Consider the following 17,841-nt stretch of genomic DNA (forward strand, 5'->3'; position numbering starts at 1 on the left):
TGGTATTAGGAAGGTCTCAGGGCCGCGCGCCGGAACGGGCGAGGACGGGCGGGACCTCGCATTACGCGTGTTTCGGCTCCGCCGCGTGGTGCTCAACCACCCGCGTGAGCAGCGCGACCAGCTGCTCGCGCTCTTTCGAGGAGAGCGGGGCGAGCAGCTCGTCCTGCGCCTGACGCACGCGCGCGTCGAGCCGCTTGAGCGCAGCCTTCCCCTTCGGCGTGAGCGCGACCGTGTTCCGGCGCCGGTCGCTCGCATCGCGCGCACGCGCGATGAGCCCGTCGCGTTCGAGGTCGCCGACGATCGCGTGCAGATCCGAGCGATCCAGCGCCAGCCGCCGCCCGATCGCCGCCTGGCTCATCGGGCCGAACTCCTCCAGCGTCGCCAGGACGCTGAAGTGCTTGCGCCGGACGCCCGCGTCGCCGAGCCGCTCGGCGACCAGGCGCCCCGCCTGTAGCGCGACCCGGTTGACCAGCCAGGACGGCAGCGTCCACAGGCGCCGCGGTGCGTCGTGCTCGTACTCGTGCTCCATCGTGCGGGGAGCGTACTTCGTTGTACGGACCAACGTTCTCCGTGCTACGTTGGCATGACCAACGTTGTAACGGCCAACGAAAGGATCGATTCGATGACGACCCCGCTCTCCCCCACGCCCGCCGCGCTCCACGCCGAAGTGCGCGCGCTCGCCGACCGGGCGGCACTGACGGATCTCGTCCACCGGCTCGGCCGCTGGCTGGACGGCCGCGCGGACGGCGACCCGGCGCGGGTGTTCACCGACGACGTCCGCGCCTCCACGCCCGGCGGCGAGGTGCGCGGGCGCGACGCGGTCGTCGCGCAGGCACGGCGCAACCACGACCTGCCGACCCACCACCTGATCGGCAACGTCCTCGTCGACGTGGAGGGCGACGTCGCGGAGGTGACCGCGAACGTCACCGCGCACTTCGTCCGCACGGAAGGCTCCGCGCCGGGTCCGACCGAGTTGGGCGGACGGTACGTGCTGGGCGCCGAGCGGCTCGATGGCCGCTGGCTGCTGAGCTCGGTCGAGGTCGAGCCCGTCTGGCGCGTCGTGGAGTGAGCGTGTGCGTGTGCGAACCCATACGCGCGGGGTAGCCCGAGTCTTATGAGTGAGTCTCCGACCGGCGATCCCGCGACCGACCTCGAGCGCGAAGCCGACCGCCTCGAACACCACCTCGAGCAGCTCGACGACCACATCCAGGACGCCCACAAGGCCGCCGCTGCCCGCCGCGAGGAAGCCACCCCCGACGCCGCCGGCGACTGGGACGACACCCGCGGCACGCCCGGCCAGGGCGAAGACCCCAAGGGCGCCGTCGACGAAACGACCGAGGCCAAGGCACACGACGCGTCGAGCGAAGGCGACGACGCGACCGACTCCGACGACGCGGAGACGGAAGGCTCCGCGTCGAGCGAGTCGAGCGGCTCCGCCGACGACGCCACATCCGGCAGCGGCGAGCGAACCGATCCCGTCGGCAGCCGGATGCCCGGCCACGCCTCAGGCGGCGACGACTGACGCAGGCCTCCCGGGCCGCGCCGTGCGGCCCGCGGAAGGTCAGTCCGTGACCAGCACCCGGCGCGGGTTGGCCGGGTCGCGCTGGAGGCGGCCGGTGGCGATGAGCCGGACGGCGTCGGGGAGCAGCGCGTGCTCGATCGGGCGCAGCGCGGTGAGGGCGGCCTCGGCGTCAGCGTCCGGCGGCAGGTCGATCGCGCGCTGCAGGATGATCGCGCCCGTATCGACGCCCTCGTCGACGAAGTGGACGGTCACGCCGATCACCTTCGCGCCGTGGTCAAGCGCCTGCTGGACGGCGGCCAGGCCCGGAAACGACGGCAGCAGCGATGGGTGCACGTTGACGATGCGGTCGCGGAACCGGCCGATGAAGCCTTCGGTCAGGATCGCCATGTAGCCGGCCAAGACCACCAACTCGACGCCCTGGGCGTCCAGCCACTCGGCGATCGCGGCGTCGCGGGCCTCGCGGTCGGGGAACGCGGTGCGCGGGAAGACGGACGTCGGGACGTCAGCGCGGCGGGCGCGCTCCAGCGCGCCCGCGTCGGCCTTGTCGGACGCGACCGCCACGATCCGCGCCTCGAACCCGTGGACGTGGTCGAGCAAGGCCTGGAGGTTGGTCCCGCCGCCCGAGGCCAGGACGCCGACGCGCAGCTGTCCGCTCATCTCAGGCCGCCTCGAACGACAGCGACGACTGGTCGCCGTCCCCATCGGCCGGCGGCGCAGGCGCCGCGGCCGTCACCTTCAGCACCGGGCGCGGCCCGCCGGTCGATGCCAGCAGGCCTTCTTCGATCATCGCGTCGATCCGGTCCACCACGCGCTTGGCGCTCAGGTGCGCGTAGGTCCCGTACTCGGGCAGCTCGTCCCACGCGTTGCGGACGATCGCCTTCGCCTGACCGCCGCGCAGCACCTCCGCCACACGCGTGCGCCCGATCGACGGCTTCGCCGCGCGCACCACCGCGAGGACCGCGTCGTCGATCGTCTCGTGCTCCGCGGTGCCCGAGCGACTCGCGCCGCCGCCCCCCGCGCGCGCCAACGCGCGCGACGGTGACGCCGGGACCAGCGACGGGTCGCACACGTCGCAGCACGGGACCTCGGGCGCCGGCGGCGCCGGGTCGCCGAAGTGGCGCACGATCGTCTCGCGCCGGCACGCGTCGCCCTCGACGAACGCCCACACCGCGCGGTACTGGCGCCAGCGCGCGCGACCGCCCTCGGCCGCCGACGTCCGTGCCAGCGCCTGCGCGCGCCCGTCCCACACGCCGACGACGCGCCCGCGGACGCGGTCCATCGGCGACGGCGCCGGCTGCACGACACCCGCGCGGGCCAAGTGCCCGACGATCGCGCGCACGCGCTCGGGCTCGTCGTCCAAGTAGTTGACCGCGACGTCGAAGCGACCATCGACCGCCGCGCCGAGCAGACGCCCGGCGACCTGGTCCAGCACGCCGTCGCTGACCTCCGCGCGCTGGATGAAGAACACGTGCAGCGACTTGTCGCGCTTCTCGGCGAATAGCAGCGCCCGCCCCGGCGCGCCGTCGCGCCCCGCGCGCCCGGCCTCCTGGTAGTAAGCCTCGATCGACGGCGGCACGGTCTCGTGCGCGACCGTGCGCACGTCGGATTTGTCGACGCCCATGCCGAACGCGTTGGTCGCGACCACGACGTCGACCGCGCCGGACATGAACCGCCGCTGCACGTCGGCGCGCTCGCCCCGGCCGAGGCCCGCGTGGTAGGCCAGGACCTCGGTCTCCAGTTCGACGCCCAACCGCTCCGCGAGCGCGTCGCACGCCTTGCGCGTGCCCGCGTAGACGATCGCTGGGCGGGCGCCGTCCTCGCGCAGCGCCGCCGCGACCCGCGCGTGCTTGTCTGCGGTCGTCGCGCACGGGACGACCGCGAAGGACAGGTTGGGCCGGTCGAACCCCGTGGTCACCAGCGTCGGCTGCTGTAGCCCGAGCCGCGCCACGATGTCGCGCGCGACCTGCGGCGTCGCCGTCGCCGTCGAGGCGACCAGCGCCTTGGCGCCCAGCCACCGCGCCGCGTCGGCCAGCCGGAAGTAGTCCGGGCGGAAGTCGTGGCCCCACTGCGACACGCAGTGCGCCTCGTCGACCACGAACAGCCCGATCGGCACCGTCTTGATCGCCTCCAGGAACCCCGGCGAGGAGAACCGCTCCGGCGCGACGTACAAGAGCTTCAACGTTCCCTCGCGCGCACGCGCGAGGACGTCGGCGTTGGCCGACGCGTCCTGCTGGGAGTTGATGACCCCAGCGGCGCCGGGCACGCGCCGCTCCAACGACTCGACCTGGTCCTGCATCAGCGAGACCAGCGGCGATACCACGATCGTCAGGTCGTCGCGCACCAGCCCCGGCAGCTGGTAGCAGAGCGACTTGCCCGCGCCCGTCGGCATGACCACCAGCACGTCGCGCCCGTCGACCGCAGCGCTGACCGCCTCCTCCTGGCCAGGGCGGAAGTCGGCGAATCCGAAGTGCTGATGGAGGGCGGCGCGCAGATCCATGACGGGCGTCGGACCATAGCGCCGCCCCCGGAGGCGACCCGGCGTCCCGCGCCCTTCCGGCGCGGAACCTGCGGGGTTTGATCACACGCCGGCGCGCTCGCGCGACGCGGCCTCGCGCGCGGACACCGCGCGGCGAATCGCCTCGACCAGCTTCGGATCCGCCTTCTCGACCGAGCCGCAGTCAAACGGCGGCTGCGGGTCGTACTCGATCCCGAGCTGGATCGCCTTCGCGCCGTCCTCGCCGATCAGGCGCGCCGCGAGCGTCAGCGCCATGTCGATGCCCGCCGACACACCCGCCGCGGTGATCACCTTGCCCTGCTCGACGACCCGCTCACCCGTCGGCTCAGCGCCATAGCCGCGCAACGTCTCCAGCTCCAGCCAGTGCGACGTCGCACGCAACCCCTCCAACAACCCCGCCGCGCCGAGCAGCAGCGAGCCGGTGCAGACCGAGGTCGTCCAGGTCGACGTCGCGTGCACGTCGCGCAGCCAGTCCAGCCACACGGGATCGGAGGTCAGCGCGCGCACCGCGACCCCGCCCGGCACCACGACCACGTCTGGCGAACGGGCGTCGTCCAGCGACGCCTCCGCGATGACCGACAGCATGCCGTTGTCGGTCCGGATCGGACCGGGCTCGCGCGCCACGAACCGGACGCGACCACCGACGCGCGACAGGACCTCGTAGGGCCCGATCGCATCAAGCGCCGTGAAGTCGTCGAAGATGGGAATGACGATGTCCAACATGATGTCCTTTCTTCACGCCACCTTGGCGAACCGCTCTCGATAGGCCGACGGCGCGACGCCAAGCCGCCGGTGGAACACGCGCCGCAGGACCTCGGCGGACCCGAAGCCGCACTCGCGCGCCACGACCTCGACGGCGACGCCGTCCTCCAGCAGCGCCCGCGCGCGCTCGACGCGCAAGGCCTCCACGAACGCCGCCGGCGTCACACCGGTCTCTGCACGCCACGCGCGCGCGAACTGACGCTCGCTCAGGCAGGCGCGCGCCGCCAGCGCGCCCACCGAGAGGTCGGCGCCCAAGTTGTCGTTCATCCACGTGTGCAGCGCGCGCAGGGGCTCGCGGGCCGTGGCGGCGACCGCGGTCTGCGCCGCCAGCCCCGCGCTGAACTGCGCCTGCCCGCCCGGGCGCTTCAAGAACACCACCAACCAGCGCGCGACCTCCAGCGCGACGTCCGCGCCGTGGTCCTCTTCGACGAGCGCCAGCGCGAGGTCCATCCCGGCGGTCACGCCCGCCGACGTCCAGACCGCGCCGTCGCGCACGTAGATGGGGTCCTCGGGATCGACGGTCGCGCCCGGGCACTCGCGCGCCAGCGCCGCACGCCACGCCCAGTGCGTCGTGACCCGGCAGCCGTCCAGCAGCCCGGCGCGCCCCAGCGCGAACGCGCCCGTGCAGACCGACGTGACCCGCCGGGCCCGCGGCGCGGTGCGGCGCAGCCACGCGATCGCCGGATCGTCGTCGGCCACACGCCGCGCCCCCTCGCCGCCCGCGACGACGATCGTGTCGACCGCGCCGCGCGGGAGCGGATCGGCGAGGAGACGCAGCCCGGAGGAGGTCCGGACGACGGCGTCGGCGCCCACGCCGGGCGCGACGACCGTCACCTGGTAGGGCAGCGGCGCGTCCCCGCCGCGCCGCGCCGCGACGATCCGCGCGGCCGCGTCGAAGACCTCGACCGGCCCGACGATGTCGAGCGACTGCGGCTTGGGGAGAGCGAGGACGACGACGCGCATCGCCGTCCATAGTCACGCGCGGGCCGCGTGTCCGCAAGGACACGCACCCCACGATTTCCGTCAGACGCGCGTCGAGACCAGCGGGAGCTCGAAGGCGTCCTTGGACTGGCCGTCTTCGGTGTTCGGCAGCGGGTACTCGCCGCTGAAGCAGGCGTCGCAGTGGTTCGCGCGGTCGCCGTTGACCGCCTCGTAGACGCCCTCGAGCGAGAGGTAGGCCAGCGAGTCGACGCCGAGCTCCTCGGCGATCTCCTCCGGCGTCCGCTCGTGCGCGATCATCTCCTCGCGCTTGCTCATGTCGATGCCGTAGTAGCAGGGGTGCTTGATCGGCGGCGCCGAGATCCGCATGTGGACCTCCAGCGCGCCGGCGTCCCGGAGCATCTGCACGATCTGGCGCGTGGTGTTGCCGCGGACGATCGAGTCATCCACGACAACAAGTCGCTTGCCGCCGACGACCTCCGGCAGCGGGTTGAACTTCATCCGCAGGCCGTGCTTGCGCAGCTCCTGGCCGGGCTGGATGAAGGTGCGCGCGACGTAGCGGTTCTTGATCAGGCCGTCGTCCTGCGGCAGGCCGGCGGCGCGGGCGAAGCCACGCGCGGCGGGGCCGCCAGAGTCCGGCACGGCGATCACGAGGTCGGCGTTGGGCGCCGGGCTCTCGCGCGCCAGGATCTCCCCCATCCGGCCGCGCGCGACCTGCAAGCGCGTGCCGTTCATCTGCGAGTCGGGGCGCGCGAAGTAGATGTACTCGAACACGCAGAACGCCTCGCGCTCGCCGGTGACGACCTGCTGGGTCTTGATGCCTTTCTCCGAGAGCGTCACGACCTCGCCCGGCAACACGTCGCGCATCAGCGTGGCGCCGATGATGTCGAACGCGCACGACTCGCTGGCCACGACGAAGCGATCCTCGAGCTGGCCCAGGGCGAGTGGCCGCAACCCGGCCGGGTCGCGGAAGGCGACGACCTTGTCCTTGGTCATGACGACCGTCGAGAACGCGCCCTTGAGCCGCGGCAGCACCTCGGCGACCGCGTCCTCGAGCTTCTCGGCGGTGCTCGTTGAGATCATCGCGGCGATGATCTCCGAGTCCGACGTGGAGGAGAACTGGACGCCCTGGGAGCGCAGCTCGGCGTGCAGCTCGACCGCGTTGATGAGGTTGCCGTTGTGGGCCAGCGCCAGCTCGCGGTTGCCACCGCTGCCCGCGCTGCGGTGCACCGGCTGGGAGTTCTCCCACTCGTTGGAGCCGGTCGTCGAGTAGCGGACGTGGCCGATGGCCAGGTCGCCGCTTAGGGCACGGAGGTCGTGCTCCTTGAAGACCTGGTTGACCAGGCCCAGCGCGCGCTGCGTGATGATGTAGCCGCCGCGGTCAGCCGCGGCGATCCCCGCGGACTCCTGCCCGCGGTGCTGGAGCGCGTAGAGCGCGAAGTAGGCGAGACGGGAGACGTCGTGCTCGGGCGCGTAGATCCCGAATACGCCGCACTCGTCGCGCGGGCCGTCGCGCTCGTCGAGAGTGGTGTTCAGCTCGGTCATGAGGACCGCCTCGATCCCATGAAGGGGCGCGGGCGAGGAACGACGGCGGCACGCGGAGGGTAGCAACGGGGGCGGCTAGTCCAGCCTCGCCTCCTGGAGGTCCAGGTCGCGCTCGACCGTTCTCAGCGCATCCTCCGAGATTTCGCCGCGCGCGTGGAGCTCGTGGAGGGCCGCGCGCTCGGAGCGCAGCAGCTCCTCGCGCAGGCGCTGGAACGCCTCGACGTGCTCGCGTTCGCCGTCGCCGCGCTCGTCCGGCGAAGCGGTGGCGTGCTCCAGTCGCGCCTTGTAGAGCTCGCGGAGATGCTCGGTGGCGCGCTCGGTGTCGTCGTCGCCCTCGGCCGCCATCTCGTCCAGCCGCTCCAGCGCCGCGGTGGCCGCCGCCGCACGGGCGCGCGCCTCGTCGGCGACGTCGTCGGCCTCGTCGCGTCCAATGCCCGTGCGCGTGATCAGCGCCGGCAGCGTCAGGCCCTGCACGAGCAGCCCGACGACGATCACGCAGAAGACCGTGAAGATGATCAGCTCGCGCTGCGGGAAGGCGTCGCCGCCGTCGACCGTCGCCGGGATCGCCAGCGCCGCGGCCAACGAGACCCCGCCGCGGATGCCCGACCAGCCCGCCACCAACCGCTCGCCGGCGGTCAGCTCCGGCGGCTCCTCGCGCGGGTCGCCCGGGATCGCCCGGCGCAGCAGCGGCCCGACCGAGAACATCCAGACGACCCGCAGCCCGAGCACCACGACCAGCGTGACCAGGACGGTGAGCGCGACGCGTGCGGGGTTGAGGTCCTCGATCCCCTGCGCGACGTCGCGGAACTGCAACCCCATCAACAAGAACAGCGTCGACTCCAACATGAACATCAACGCGCTCCAGAAGCCCTGGGCCTCGATGCGGGCGGTCGCGGAGAAGAGGCCGTCGCGCTGGGAACCGAGGTAGAGCCCGGCTGCGACCGCCGCGAGGATCCCGGACGCGCCGATCGACTCGGCCGCGATGTAGGCCGCGTACGGCGTGAAGAGCGACAGCGTGATCTCGATCGGCGCGTCGTCTACGCGGCCGCGCACGTGGTTGACCACGAACCCGACGAGCAGGCCGAGCCCGACGCCGCCCACACCGGTCCCGACGAGCTCCCACGCGCCGTTCAGCAACGAGAACGTGCCGGTTGCCGTCGCCGCCACGGCCAGCCGGTAGAGCACGAGACCGGTGCCGTCGTTGACCAGCGACTCGCCCTCAACGATCGCCGAGAGCCGCGGATCGACCCGCAGGCGATTCATGATCGACACCGCCGCGACCGGATCGGTCGGCGCCAGGATTGCGCCCAGCACGAACGCCTCCGGCCACCCGAAGCCAGGCACGACGACCTTCATTGCCACGGCCACCGCGACCGTCGTCGCCGCGACCAGCCCGATCGCCAGCACCCCGATCCGCCGCGCCTGCGCCCGCAGGTCGCGCGCGCTGGAGTTGAAGCCCGCGCCGTAGACCAACGGCGGGAGGAAGATGAAGAAGATCAGGTCGGGATCCAGTTCGACCGCCGGCAGCCCCGGCACCAGCCCAACCAGCACGCCGCAGACGACCAGCACAATCGGTGACGGGATACCGACACGCCGCGACGCGCCGGCCAGAATGGTCACGGCACCGAGCAGGCCAACGAGGATCTCCGCGGAGTGCACGGTGCGGGGGCTACCCCGCTGGTCCTCGCGGCAACGGCAGGCTGCGCGGCCCACTGCTGACGAGGCGCGAGGCAATCTTCCTATGCCCGGCGACTGTGCCGACGCTGCGCGGAGCGAGGCGCGACGTTGCGCGGGCGTGGGTGGTGCGAGCGTCGTGGCGCTCGGTGCGGGGTGTTGGTGGTGGTGCGGTGCGTTGGAGAGGATCCGGCGAGGGAGTGAGAGCGTTGGGGCGTGGCGGCCGCTGTGGGTCGTCCTCGGGGCGTCTGGTTGGGCTCGGGAGGGCGGTTCGGGGCCGAAAGGATCGATCCGGGTCGCGTAATGGTCGATATACGACGCTCAAGCGACCCGGATCCCGAGTGGTGCTCCATAAGGGCCCGATTCTGCGATGCCGGTCGCGTTGACGGGCATATTCCCGGTCAACTCGACCATCACTGCGGAGATCCCGCCCGTTCGGCCCCGAACCGCCCTCCCGAGCCCAACCAGACGCCCCGAGGACGACACCAAGCGGCGGCCACGCCAACCCGGCTTCACTCCCTCGCCGGATCCTCTCCAACGCACCGCACCACCACCAACACCCCGCACTGAACGCCACAGGGCCAGGAGCCCCCAACGCCCGCCCATCGCGGATCGCGTGAGGGGGCAGCCGGCAACTACGGGAACAGCGGAGCCAGCGCGGCGGTGGCGTCGCGCAGCTCGGCGAGGGTCCAGCGCTCGCCGAGGTCGGAGACGGCGATCTCGAGGTGGCCGCCGCCGACGGTGCCGAGGACTTGGACGGACGTGTGGTCGCCTAGGGACTCCAAGGCGGCGCGGGGGCCGGAGACGATGAAGCCGCCGGGGTGCTCGCCGAAGAGCGTCGTCCAGACGTCGGTGGCGTCGCCGAGGTCGAGCGAGGCGCCGAGGCCGCCGGCCAGGCAGGACTCCGCCAGCGCGACCAACAGACCGCCCTCAGCGATGTCGTGGGCGCTGGACAGCTCGCCGGCGCGGACGGCGTCGCGGACCGCGGCGAGCGTCGCCACCACGTGCTGGACGTCGACCTCCGGCAGGCCGTCGGGCAGCGCCTCGCCGCGCAGCTTGGCCAGCTCGGACGCGTCGAGTGACGGGTCGTCCTTCCAGCCGACGAGCGCGATCGCGTCGCCCTCGTTGGCGAAGCCGAGCCGTCCAGCGCGCGCCGGATCCGGCAGCAGGCCGACCATGCCGACGACGGGCGTCGGGTAGATCGGCCCGTCGGTGCCCTCGTTGTAGAGCGACACGTTGCCGCCGACGATCGGCGCGTCCAGCGCGCGGCAGGCGTCGCCGAGGCCGCGGACGGCCTCGGTCAGCTGCCAGGCGATGTGCGGCTTCTCGGGGTTGCCGAAGTTGAGGTTGTTGGTCGTACCCAGCGGCAGCGCGCCGACGGCGGCGAGGTTGGCCGCGCACTCCAGCGCGTTGCCGATCGTGCCCCAGTAGGGGTCGGCGGCGACGCGGCGGCCGTTGCCGTCGATGGACGTCGCGATCGCAGGCGCGTTGTCGCCCATGTCGCGCAGCCAGAGGACGGCCGCGTCGGCCTCCTCGGGGCGGCGGACCGTGCGCGACTGCACGACCGGGTCGTACTGCTGGAACAACGGGCGGCGCGAGGCGAGGTTCGGCGAGGACAGCAGCGTCAGCAGCGCCTCGCGGACGTCGGCCTCGAAGCCGAGCTTGGCCTCCGGCGTCGCGTAGAGCGGCGCGGAAGGCTTCTCGGGCGCGAGGTCGTACAGCGGCGCGTCGTCGACCAGGCCGGTGACCGGCATGTCGCCGACGACCTCGTCACCACGCAGCACGCGGAAGCGGCTGCCCTCGGTCACGGTCCCGATCGCGGTCCCGTTGACCTCCCACTTCTCGCACAGCTCCAACACGGCGGCGACGTTCTCCGGCGTGCAGACGCAGAGCATGCGCTCCTGCGACTCCGACACCATGATCTCGAACGGCTCCATGTCGGCCTCGCGCAACGGGACCTTCGCCACGTCGAGGTCGAGCCCAACCTCGCCTTTCGCGGCCATCTCGGAGGCGGCGCTTGTCAGGCCCGCCGCGCCGAGGTCCTGCAAGGACACCAACAAGCCGGACGCCAGCAGCTCCAGCGAGCACTCCAGGAGCTTGGACTCCTCGAACGGGTCGCCGACCTGCACCGACGGGCGCTTGGTGTCGTCCGCGACGTCGAGCTCGGTCGACGCCAGCACCGATGCGCCGCCGATGCCGTCGCGCCCCGTGGACGCGCCGAACAACACCAACACGTTGCCAACGCCGGCCGCGGCGGAGCGCACCATGTCGTCGGTGCGCGCGATCCCGATGGCCATCGCGTTGACCAAGCAGTTGGTCTCGTACGGGGCCTCGAAGACGACCTCGCCGCCGACCGTCGGCACGCCGATCGAGTTGCCGTAGTGGGCGATGCCGGCGACCGCGCGGTCCAGCAGGTAGCGAGACCGCTCCGACGTCGGCTCGCCGAAGCGCAGCGAGTCGAGCACCGCGATCGGCCGCGCGCCCAGCGCGAAGATGTCGCGCAGGATCCCGCCGACGCCGGTGGCCGCGCCCTGGAAGGGCTCAACCGCGGACGGGTGGTTGTGCGACTCGACCTTGAACGCGACCGCCCAGCCGTCGCCGACGTCTACGGCGCCGGCGTTCTCGCCCGGCCCCATGACGACCGCGGGGCCCTCGGTGGGCAGCGTGCGCAGCAGCTTCTTGGAGTGCTTGTAGGCGCAGTGCTCGCTCCACAGCAGCGAGAACATCGCCAGCTCGACCTCGTTGGGCTCGCGCCCGCCGAGCTCGTCGATGACCATCTTGTACTCGTCGCGCGTCAGGCCGAGCGCGACGGCCTGCTCGACTCCAGGCGCGACGACGGTGCCGGCGATCTCAGCCTCAGGCGACGGCGACACGGGCCATCCCCTCGAAGAGCTTGAGCCCGTCGGCGGACCCGCCGACCAGCGTCTCGACCGCGTGCTCCGGATGCGGCATCAACCCCATGACATTGCCTTGGGCGTTCATGACGCCGGCGATGTCGTCCTGTGAGCCGTTGAAGTTCTCGCCCTCGGCGTAGCGCAGCACGACCTGCTCCTCGGGCACCTCGCCGAAGAAGCAGCCGGTCATGTGCTTGGCCGGGATCGACAGGCGGTCGCCGACCGCGCACGTCGAGGTGAACGGCGTCGCCGTCGTCACCACCTCGAGCTCCACCTGCCGGAAGACGAACCGCAGCTCCTTGTTGGGCAGCAGCGCGCCCGGGAGCAGCCCCGCCTCGCAGAGGATCTGAAAGCCGTTGCAGATGCCGAGCACCGGGCCGCCCTCGTTGGCGAAGCGGATGACCGACTCCATCACCGGCGAGAAGCGCGCGATCGCGCCCGCGCGCAGGTAGTCGCCGTAGGAGAAGCCACCGGGGACCACGACGCCGTCGACGCCCTTGAGGTCGCTGTCGCCGTGCCACAGCGGGACGGCCTCGGCGACCTTGGACACCGCGATGCGCGCGTCGGCGTCGTCGCACGTGCCCGGGAAGGTGATGACGCCGAGCTTCACGCGGAGGCCGCCTCGACCGCCTGGATCTCGTAGTCCTCGATCAGCGGGTTGGCCAGCAGCTTGCGGCACATGTCGTCCAGCTGGGCCTCGTCCTCGACGTCCAGCTCGACCAGCCGGCCGACGTGCACGTTGGCGACGCCGCCGAAGCCGAGCGCCGGCAGCGCGCGCTCGACGGCGACGCCCTGCGGATCGAGGATGCCCGCCTTCGGGCGGATCAGGACGCGCGCCCTCATGCCGACGTCCGCGCGATCCAGTCGGCGAACTTCTCGCCGGTGATCAGCTCGTAGGCCTCGACGTACTTCGCGCGCGTGCCCGCGACGACGTCCTCGGGGACCTCGGGCGCCGGCGGGTTCTTGTCCCACCCGGTCGACGACGCCCAGTCGCGCACGAACTGCTTGTCGAACGACGGCTGGCCGTGGCCCGGCTCGTAGCCCTCGGCGGGCCAGTAGCGCGAGGAGTCCGGCGTCAGCGCCTCGTCGCCGAGGATCAGCTCGCCGGCGTCGTTGATGCCGAACTCGAACTTCGTGTCGGCGAGGATGACGCCGCGCTCGGCGGCGAGGTCGGCCGCGAAGGAGTACAGCGCGATCGAGACGTCGCGCAGGCGCGCGGCCAGCTCGGGGTCGCCGAGGATCTCGCCGGCCTGGGCGATGTCGATGGCCTCGTCGTGGCCCTCTTCGGCCTTCGTCGACGGGGTGAAAATCGGCGTCGGCAGCTTCTCGGACTCCTTCAGCCCGACCGGCAGCTCGATGCCCGAGACCTTGCCGGTGGCCTGGTAGTCCTTCCAGCCCGACCCGGTGATGTAGCCGCGCACGACGCACTCGACGGGCAGCATCTTCAGCTTCTGCACGGCCATCGCGCGACCACGGACCTCCGCGGGCACGCCCTCGGTGGCCGAGATGTAGTGGTTGGGGATGATGTGCCCCGTCTTGTTGAACCAGAACGCGGAGATGCCGGTCAGGACGTTGCCCTTGTCCGGGATCCCGTTCGGGTGCACCACGTCGTACGTGGAGATGCGGTCGGAGGCGACGAGCAGGAGCCGGTCACCCAGGTCGTAGATCTCACGGACCTTGCCGCTGGCGACGAGCGGCAGGTCCAAATCGGCGGCGGAGGTCACGCCCCTGAAGGTATCGAAGGGGGCGGCGCCGACGGGCGGAGATCTACTCGGTCTTTGCGGAGAACTCGCGCACCATCGTGCACGGATCCGCGGCGACGCCCGGCAGCGGCGACTCGCCGGTGAGGCCGGAGAGCACGACGTCGAGGTAGCGCGGCCAGGCCTCCTCGCACAGCAGCAGGCCCTCCATCGGCCGGATCGCCGCGCCGAGCATCTTGGTCGCCGTCGACACGTCGCCGGGCTCGACGCCGGGGCGCAGCAGCCCCGCGGCGCGCGCGGGCTCCATCACGCGCTCGACCCCGGCCATGATGCGGTCGGTCATCTCGACCGGCGGGACGTAGCGCGCCGCGACCGCCTCGAAGAACGCCTTGTTGTGCGCCTGGGTGCGCATAGAGTGCTCCAGGAACGCGCGCAGCGGCCCGAGCGGGTCGCCGGGGTGGAGGTCGGCGAGCGCCGCCTCGATCGCGCCCTCGACCTCGTCGACGAAGTCCATGTACAGCGCGGTGACCAGCGCCTCCTTGGTCGGGAAGCGGCGGAAGAACGTCGCCTTGCCGACGCCGGCGCGACGGGCGATCTCCTCGACGCCCACGTCCATCCCGTTCTCGGCGAACGCCTCGCGGGCGGCCTGCATGATCCGCTCCAGGTTGCGCCTGGCGTCGGCGCGCATCGGGAGGGCGTTGGGGACGGTCATCGCGTCCTAGACGGTACCAACATCCGGTCCGGAAATGGACCATCGGGTCCGGAAATACGGACCGACCGGTCCGAAAAGACGGACCGAACGGTCCGGTTGTGTTATGGTCATCCGGACCGAGCGGTCCGGTTGGGCCGCAGACACGCACAACCTCTCCCCCATCTCCTCCTTCATGAGCGATTCCAACACCACGCAGCGCCACTGGGCCGTGACGGTCGTCGTCGTCTGCCTCGCGCAGTTCATGGTGATCCTCGACGCGACGATCACCAACGTCGCGCTCCCGTCGATCCAGTCCGACCTGCACTTCTCCGCCTCCGACCTCCAGTGGGTCGTCAACGTCTACATGTTGGTCTTCGGCGGCTTCCTGCTGCTCGGTGGCCGCGCCGGAGACATCTTCGGACGCCGCCGCCTCTTCCTGATCGGCATCTCGCTGTTCACCTTCGCCTCGCTGCTCGACGGCCTGGCGACCTCTCCGGCCTTCCTGGTCGCCGCCCGCGCGTTGCAGGGCCTCGGCGCCGCTTTGGTGTCCCCCGCCGCGTTGAGCATCATCACCACGACGGTCCCCGAGGGACCGGACCGGGCCAAGGCGCTCGGCGCGTTCGCCGCGATCTCCGGCGGCGGCGGCGCGGTCGGCCTGCTGCTCGGCGGCCTGCTGACCGACGCGCTCTCCTGGGAGTGGGTCTTCTTCGTCAACGTCCCGGTCGGCCTGATCGCGCTGGCGCTGGCGCTGCGGTTCGTGCCGGAGTCCAAGGCCGAAGAGGCACGCGGCGGCTTTGACCTCGTCGGAGCGTTCCTGGTCACCTCGGGCCTCGTGCTGTTGACCTACACCATCGTCAAGGCGGAGTCCTTCGGCTGGGGCAGCGGCCGGACGCTGGGGCTGGGCGCGGCGTCTGTCGCGCTGTTGGTGGCCTTCGGCGCCGTGCAGCAGCGCCGTGCCGCGCCGCTGGTGAACCTGGCGATCTTCCGGACCCGGACGCTGGCGACCGCCAACGCGGCGACGCTGCTGCTGATGGGCGGGATGAACGCCTTCTTCTACTTCAGCTCGCTGTACTTCCAGCAGATCCAGGGCTACAACGCGCTGGAGTCGGGCGCGGCGTTCATCCCGATGACCGTCGGCATCATCGCCGGGTCGGTCATCTCGCAGAAGCTGATCGCGCAGTTCGGCGTCAAGGCGGTGTTGTTGGGCGGCTTCGCGCTCGGCGCCGCAGGCCTGGCGTGGATGACGATGCTGACCCCGGACAGCAGCTACATCACGGGCTTCGTCCCGGGGATCGCCCTGCTGGCGCTCGGCATCGGCAACGCGTTCGTGCCGCTGACGCTGATTGCCACGGGTGGCGTCGACGCCGAGCACCAGGGCCTGGCCTCCGGCCTGTTCAACACGTCGCAGCAGATCGGCGGCGCGCTCGGGCTGGCGGTGCTGTCGACGGTCGCCACCTCGGCGACCAACGGCGGCAGCGACAACGCGCTCGTCCACGGCTACACGACCGCCTTCGCGGTCGGAGCCGCGCTGCTGGTCGCGGCGGTCGCCGTCATCGCCGTGTCGCTGCGGTCCAAGGAGGCCAACGCCTCCGCCGCGGCGGCCGAGGGCGTCGAAGTTGAGGCGCTGGTCGCGGCCTAGACGACCGCGTCGAGGCGGCTCACGATTTCGTGAGCGTGCTTCGTGTAGTGCCCCAAGTCGAAGATCGTTTCGAGGTCGAGTCCGAGTTCGGGCTCGGCCTCGAGCAGTTCACGGAGCGGTGTGCGCGTGTCCCAGGCCTGTTGGGCGGTGCGCTGGGCGATGCGGTAGGCGTCGTCGCGCTGGAGGCCGGACTGGACCAAGGCCAACAACACGCGCTGGGAGAAGAGGGCGCCGTAGGTGAGGTCGAGGTTCTCGCGCATGCGGTCGGCGTGGACGACCATGCCGCGGGCCAGGCGGGTGGCCAAGGCCTGCATGTAGTCCAACGCGATCGTCGCGTCGGGTAGGACGACGCGCTCGGCGCCGGAGTGCGAGATGTCGCGCTCGTGCCAGAGGGCGACGTCTTCCACACCAACTTGGGCGTAGCCGCGCAGGACGCGGGCGAGGCCCGTCACGCGCTCGGAGACGATCGGGTTGCGCTTGTGCGGCATCGCGCTGGAGCCCTTCTGGGCACCGGCGCGGAACGGCTCCTCGACCTCGCGGACCTCGGTGCGCTGAAGGTGGCGGATCTCGGTCGCAAAGCGCTCCAGGCCCGCGCCGGCGAGCGCGATCGCCTGCAACAACTCGGCGTGGCGGTCACGCGCGACGACCTGCGTCGAGACCGGCTCGGACTGGAGGCCCAACCGATCCAACACGCGGCGCTCGAAGTCCGGCGAGGTCGCGGAGTACGTCCCGACCGCGCCGCTCACCGCGCCGACGGCGGCCTGGTCGAACGCGCGCTCCAGGCGCTTGAGGTTGCGGTCGGCCTCGAAGGCGAAGCCCGCGAGCTTGACGCCGAAGGTCGTCGGCTCGGCGTGGACGCCGTGCGTGCGACCGACGCAGACCGTGTCGACGTGCGCGCGCGCCTGCTCGGCAAGTGCGTCGCGGAAGTCGCGCGCGCCCGCGATCAGGATCTCGCCCGCCTTCTGGAGCTGCACGCCCAGCGCGGTGTCGAGCACGTCGGAGGACGTCAGCCCGTAGTGGATCCAGCGGCCGGCCTCGCCGGCGCTCGCGCTCAACACGTCCACGAACGCGGCGACGTCGTGGTCGGTGACCTTCTCGCGCTCCAGGACGGCCTCGACGGTGAACGTCGCCAGCGAGATCGCCTCCAGCTCGGCGGGCGTCGGGCCCTCCGTCTCCAGGGCGCAGGCGACCTCCACCTGCCGCCAGCTCTCGAGCTTGGCCTCGTCGGTCCAGACGGCCCCGATCTCGGGACGGGTGTAGCGCGCGATCACGCCAGCGAGTCTATGAAGCGAGCGCCGGGCAGCGCTTGGCGGTGCCGACGCGGCGCGCGCGCAAAGGCGAGACGGTGCGCGAGCCGACCGCGCGCCTGGCGGTCAGCGTGATGCAGCGGTCGCGGCGCGCGCCGGTCGTGCAGCGCGGCCCGTCGGCGCCGCGGACGGCGAGCGTGACCATGCCCACCGTCTCGGTCACGCGGACGCGCAGCGTCGTGCACGCGCGCGCCTTCACGTGGATCTGGACCCGCGCGCGCTGCGGGCGCGTCGCGAGCGCGCGGATCGCCAGCGGCGCGAAGGCGACGTCGGCCGGGAGCGCGTCGAACGCCGCAGCGTCGGCAAGGTCATACACGTTGAGATCCCACGGCGCCGGCGTCGTCGGCTTCATCGCGAAGGCGCGGCGCTCGCCGGCCTTCAGCGGCGCCGAGCACGACGTCATCCCGGAGACGAGCTGGACCTCGCTGGGAACCTGCCCCTTCAGCACGCGGTCGACCTTCACGGTCATCGCGAACCCGCCCGCGAACTGCGGATCCGAGGTCGAGACCGTGCCGGTGAACACGACGTCGGAGCGCTGCACCTGTTGATCGGGCGTCGGAAGCGGTCCGGCCAGCACGCACGCGCCCGCGGACGGCGCGGTCACGAGGACCACGACCGCCGCGAGAAGCGTTCGCGCGAGGCGCACGGGAGCG

Annotated in this window: 17 protein-coding genes; 3 read left to right on the plus strand and 14 right to left on the minus strand. The window is 71.9% G+C overall.

From position 1 onward, the window contains the following. Positions 1 to 61 precede the first annotated feature (61 nt). Entirely contained in the window at positions 62 to 529 is a 468-nt protein-coding gene (locus ACT01A_RS13920) for a MarR family winged helix-turn-helix transcriptional regulator (RefSeq protein ID WP_445147685.1), read from the minus strand. A gap of 93 nt (positions 530 to 622) precedes the next feature. Between ACT01A_RS13920 and ACT01A_RS13925 the strand changes: the two genes are divergently transcribed. Then, positions 623 to 1,069, plus strand: a complete 447-nt coding sequence (locus tag ACT01A_RS13925) for a nuclear transport factor 2 family protein (RefSeq protein ID WP_445147686.1) — start codon at positions 623 to 625, stop codon at positions 1,067 to 1,069. 45 nt (positions 1,070 to 1,114) lie between these two features. Further along, entirely contained in the window at positions 1,115 to 1,522 is a 408-nt protein-coding gene (locus ACT01A_RS13930) for a hypothetical protein (protein WP_445147687.1), read from the plus strand. Positions 1,523 to 1,561: 39 nt separating this feature from the next. Here the strand turns inward: ACT01A_RS13930 and purN are convergent, their stop codons facing one another. The 11 genes from purN to ACT01A_RS13985 all read right to left on the minus strand — a co-directional run bounded on the left by purN (position 1,562) and on the right by ACT01A_RS13985 (position 14,263). After that, on the minus strand, positions 1,562 to 2,179 hold the full coding sequence (gene purN, locus ACT01A_RS13935; protein WP_445147688.1) for a phosphoribosylglycinamide formyltransferase: 618 nt from the start codon (positions 2,177 to 2,179) through the stop codon (positions 1,562 to 1,564). A 1-nt stretch (position 2,180) separates the two neighbouring features. After that, the gene (locus ACT01A_RS13940) at positions 2,181 to 4,019 is read right to left on the minus strand and encodes a RecQ family ATP-dependent DNA helicase (protein ID WP_445147689.1); all 1,839 of its coding nucleotides are present in this window, start codon (positions 4,017 to 4,019) and stop codon (positions 2,181 to 2,183) included. Positions 4,020 to 4,100: 81 nt separating this feature from the next. Further along, on the minus strand, positions 4,101 to 4,757 hold the full coding sequence (locus ACT01A_RS13945; protein WP_445152827.1) for a DJ-1/PfpI family protein: 657 nt from the start codon (positions 4,755 to 4,757) through the stop codon (positions 4,101 to 4,103). A 15-nt stretch (positions 4,758 to 4,772) separates the two neighbouring features. Continuing rightward, on the minus strand, positions 4,773 to 5,762 hold the full coding sequence (locus ACT01A_RS13950) for a GlxA family transcriptional regulator (protein ID WP_445147690.1): 990 nt from the start codon (positions 5,760 to 5,762) through the stop codon (positions 4,773 to 4,775). Between the two features lie 60 nt (positions 5,763 to 5,822). Next, a complete protein-coding gene (purF, locus tag ACT01A_RS13955) occupies positions 5,823 to 7,283 on the minus strand; it encodes an amidophosphoribosyltransferase (protein ID WP_445147691.1) in 1,461 nt (486 codons plus the stop codon). Between the two features lie 75 nt (positions 7,284 to 7,358). Continuing rightward, positions 7,359 to 8,942 carry a Na+/H+ antiporter gene (locus ACT01A_RS13960; protein WP_445147692.1) on the minus strand — a complete coding sequence of 528 codons (1,584 nt, stop codon included), beginning with the start codon at positions 8,940 to 8,942 and terminating at the stop codon, positions 7,359 to 7,361. A gap of 650 nt (positions 8,943 to 9,592) precedes the next feature. Further along, positions 9,593 to 11,830: a phosphoribosylformylglycinamidine synthase subunit PurL gene (gene purL, locus ACT01A_RS13965; protein ID WP_445147693.1), complete on the minus strand. Its 2,238-nt coding sequence runs from the start codon at positions 11,828 to 11,830 to the stop codon at positions 9,593 to 9,595. Continuing rightward, positions 11,814 to 12,461, minus strand: a complete 648-nt coding sequence (purQ, locus tag ACT01A_RS13970; protein WP_445147694.1) for a phosphoribosylformylglycinamidine synthase subunit PurQ — start codon at positions 12,459 to 12,461, stop codon at positions 11,814 to 11,816. Before purQ ends, purL begins: the two co-directional genes overlap by 17 nt. Beyond that, complete coding sequence (purS, locus tag ACT01A_RS13975; RefSeq protein WP_445147695.1) at positions 12,458 to 12,694, minus strand: phosphoribosylformylglycinamidine synthase subunit PurS; 237 nt, start codon at positions 12,692 to 12,694, stop codon at positions 12,458 to 12,460. Before purS ends, purQ begins: the two co-directional genes overlap by 4 nt. Continuing rightward, complete coding sequence (locus ACT01A_RS13980) at positions 12,691 to 13,575, minus strand: phosphoribosylaminoimidazolesuccinocarboxamide synthase (RefSeq protein ID WP_445147696.1); 885 nt, start codon at positions 13,573 to 13,575, stop codon at positions 12,691 to 12,693. The genes purS and ACT01A_RS13980 overlap by 4 nt, the downstream gene beginning before the upstream one ends. 43 nt (positions 13,576 to 13,618) lie before the next feature. Beyond that, positions 13,619 to 14,263: a TetR/AcrR family transcriptional regulator gene (locus tag ACT01A_RS13985; RefSeq protein WP_445147697.1), complete on the minus strand. Its 645-nt coding sequence runs from the start codon at positions 14,261 to 14,263 to the stop codon at positions 13,619 to 13,621. Between the two features lie 172 nt (positions 14,264 to 14,435). Here ACT01A_RS13985 and ACT01A_RS13990 point away from each other — a divergent pair, with 172 nt between their 5' ends. Then, on the plus strand, positions 14,436 to 15,881 hold the full coding sequence (locus tag ACT01A_RS13990) for an MFS transporter (RefSeq protein ID WP_445147698.1): 1,446 nt from the start codon (positions 14,436 to 14,438) through the stop codon (positions 15,879 to 15,881). Here the strand turns inward: ACT01A_RS13990 and purB are convergent. Both purB and ACT01A_RS14000 read right to left on the minus strand, forming a co-directional pair. Further along, positions 15,878 to 17,152, minus strand: a complete 1,275-nt coding sequence (gene purB, locus ACT01A_RS13995) for an adenylosuccinate lyase (RefSeq protein WP_445147699.1) — start codon at positions 17,150 to 17,152, stop codon at positions 15,878 to 15,880. The two genes, ACT01A_RS13990 and purB, sit on opposite strands and share 4 nt — an antisense overlap. Positions 17,153 to 17,162: 10 nt before the next feature. Beyond that, positions 17,163 to 17,834 (minus strand): hypothetical protein, encoded by a 672-nt coding sequence (locus tag ACT01A_RS14000; RefSeq protein ID WP_445147700.1) that lies wholly within the window; start codon positions 17,832 to 17,834, stop codon positions 17,163 to 17,165. Positions 17,835 to 17,841 lie beyond the last annotated feature (7 nt).

The sequence above is a fragment of the Baekduia sp. Peel2402 genome, from assembly GCF_052567285.1.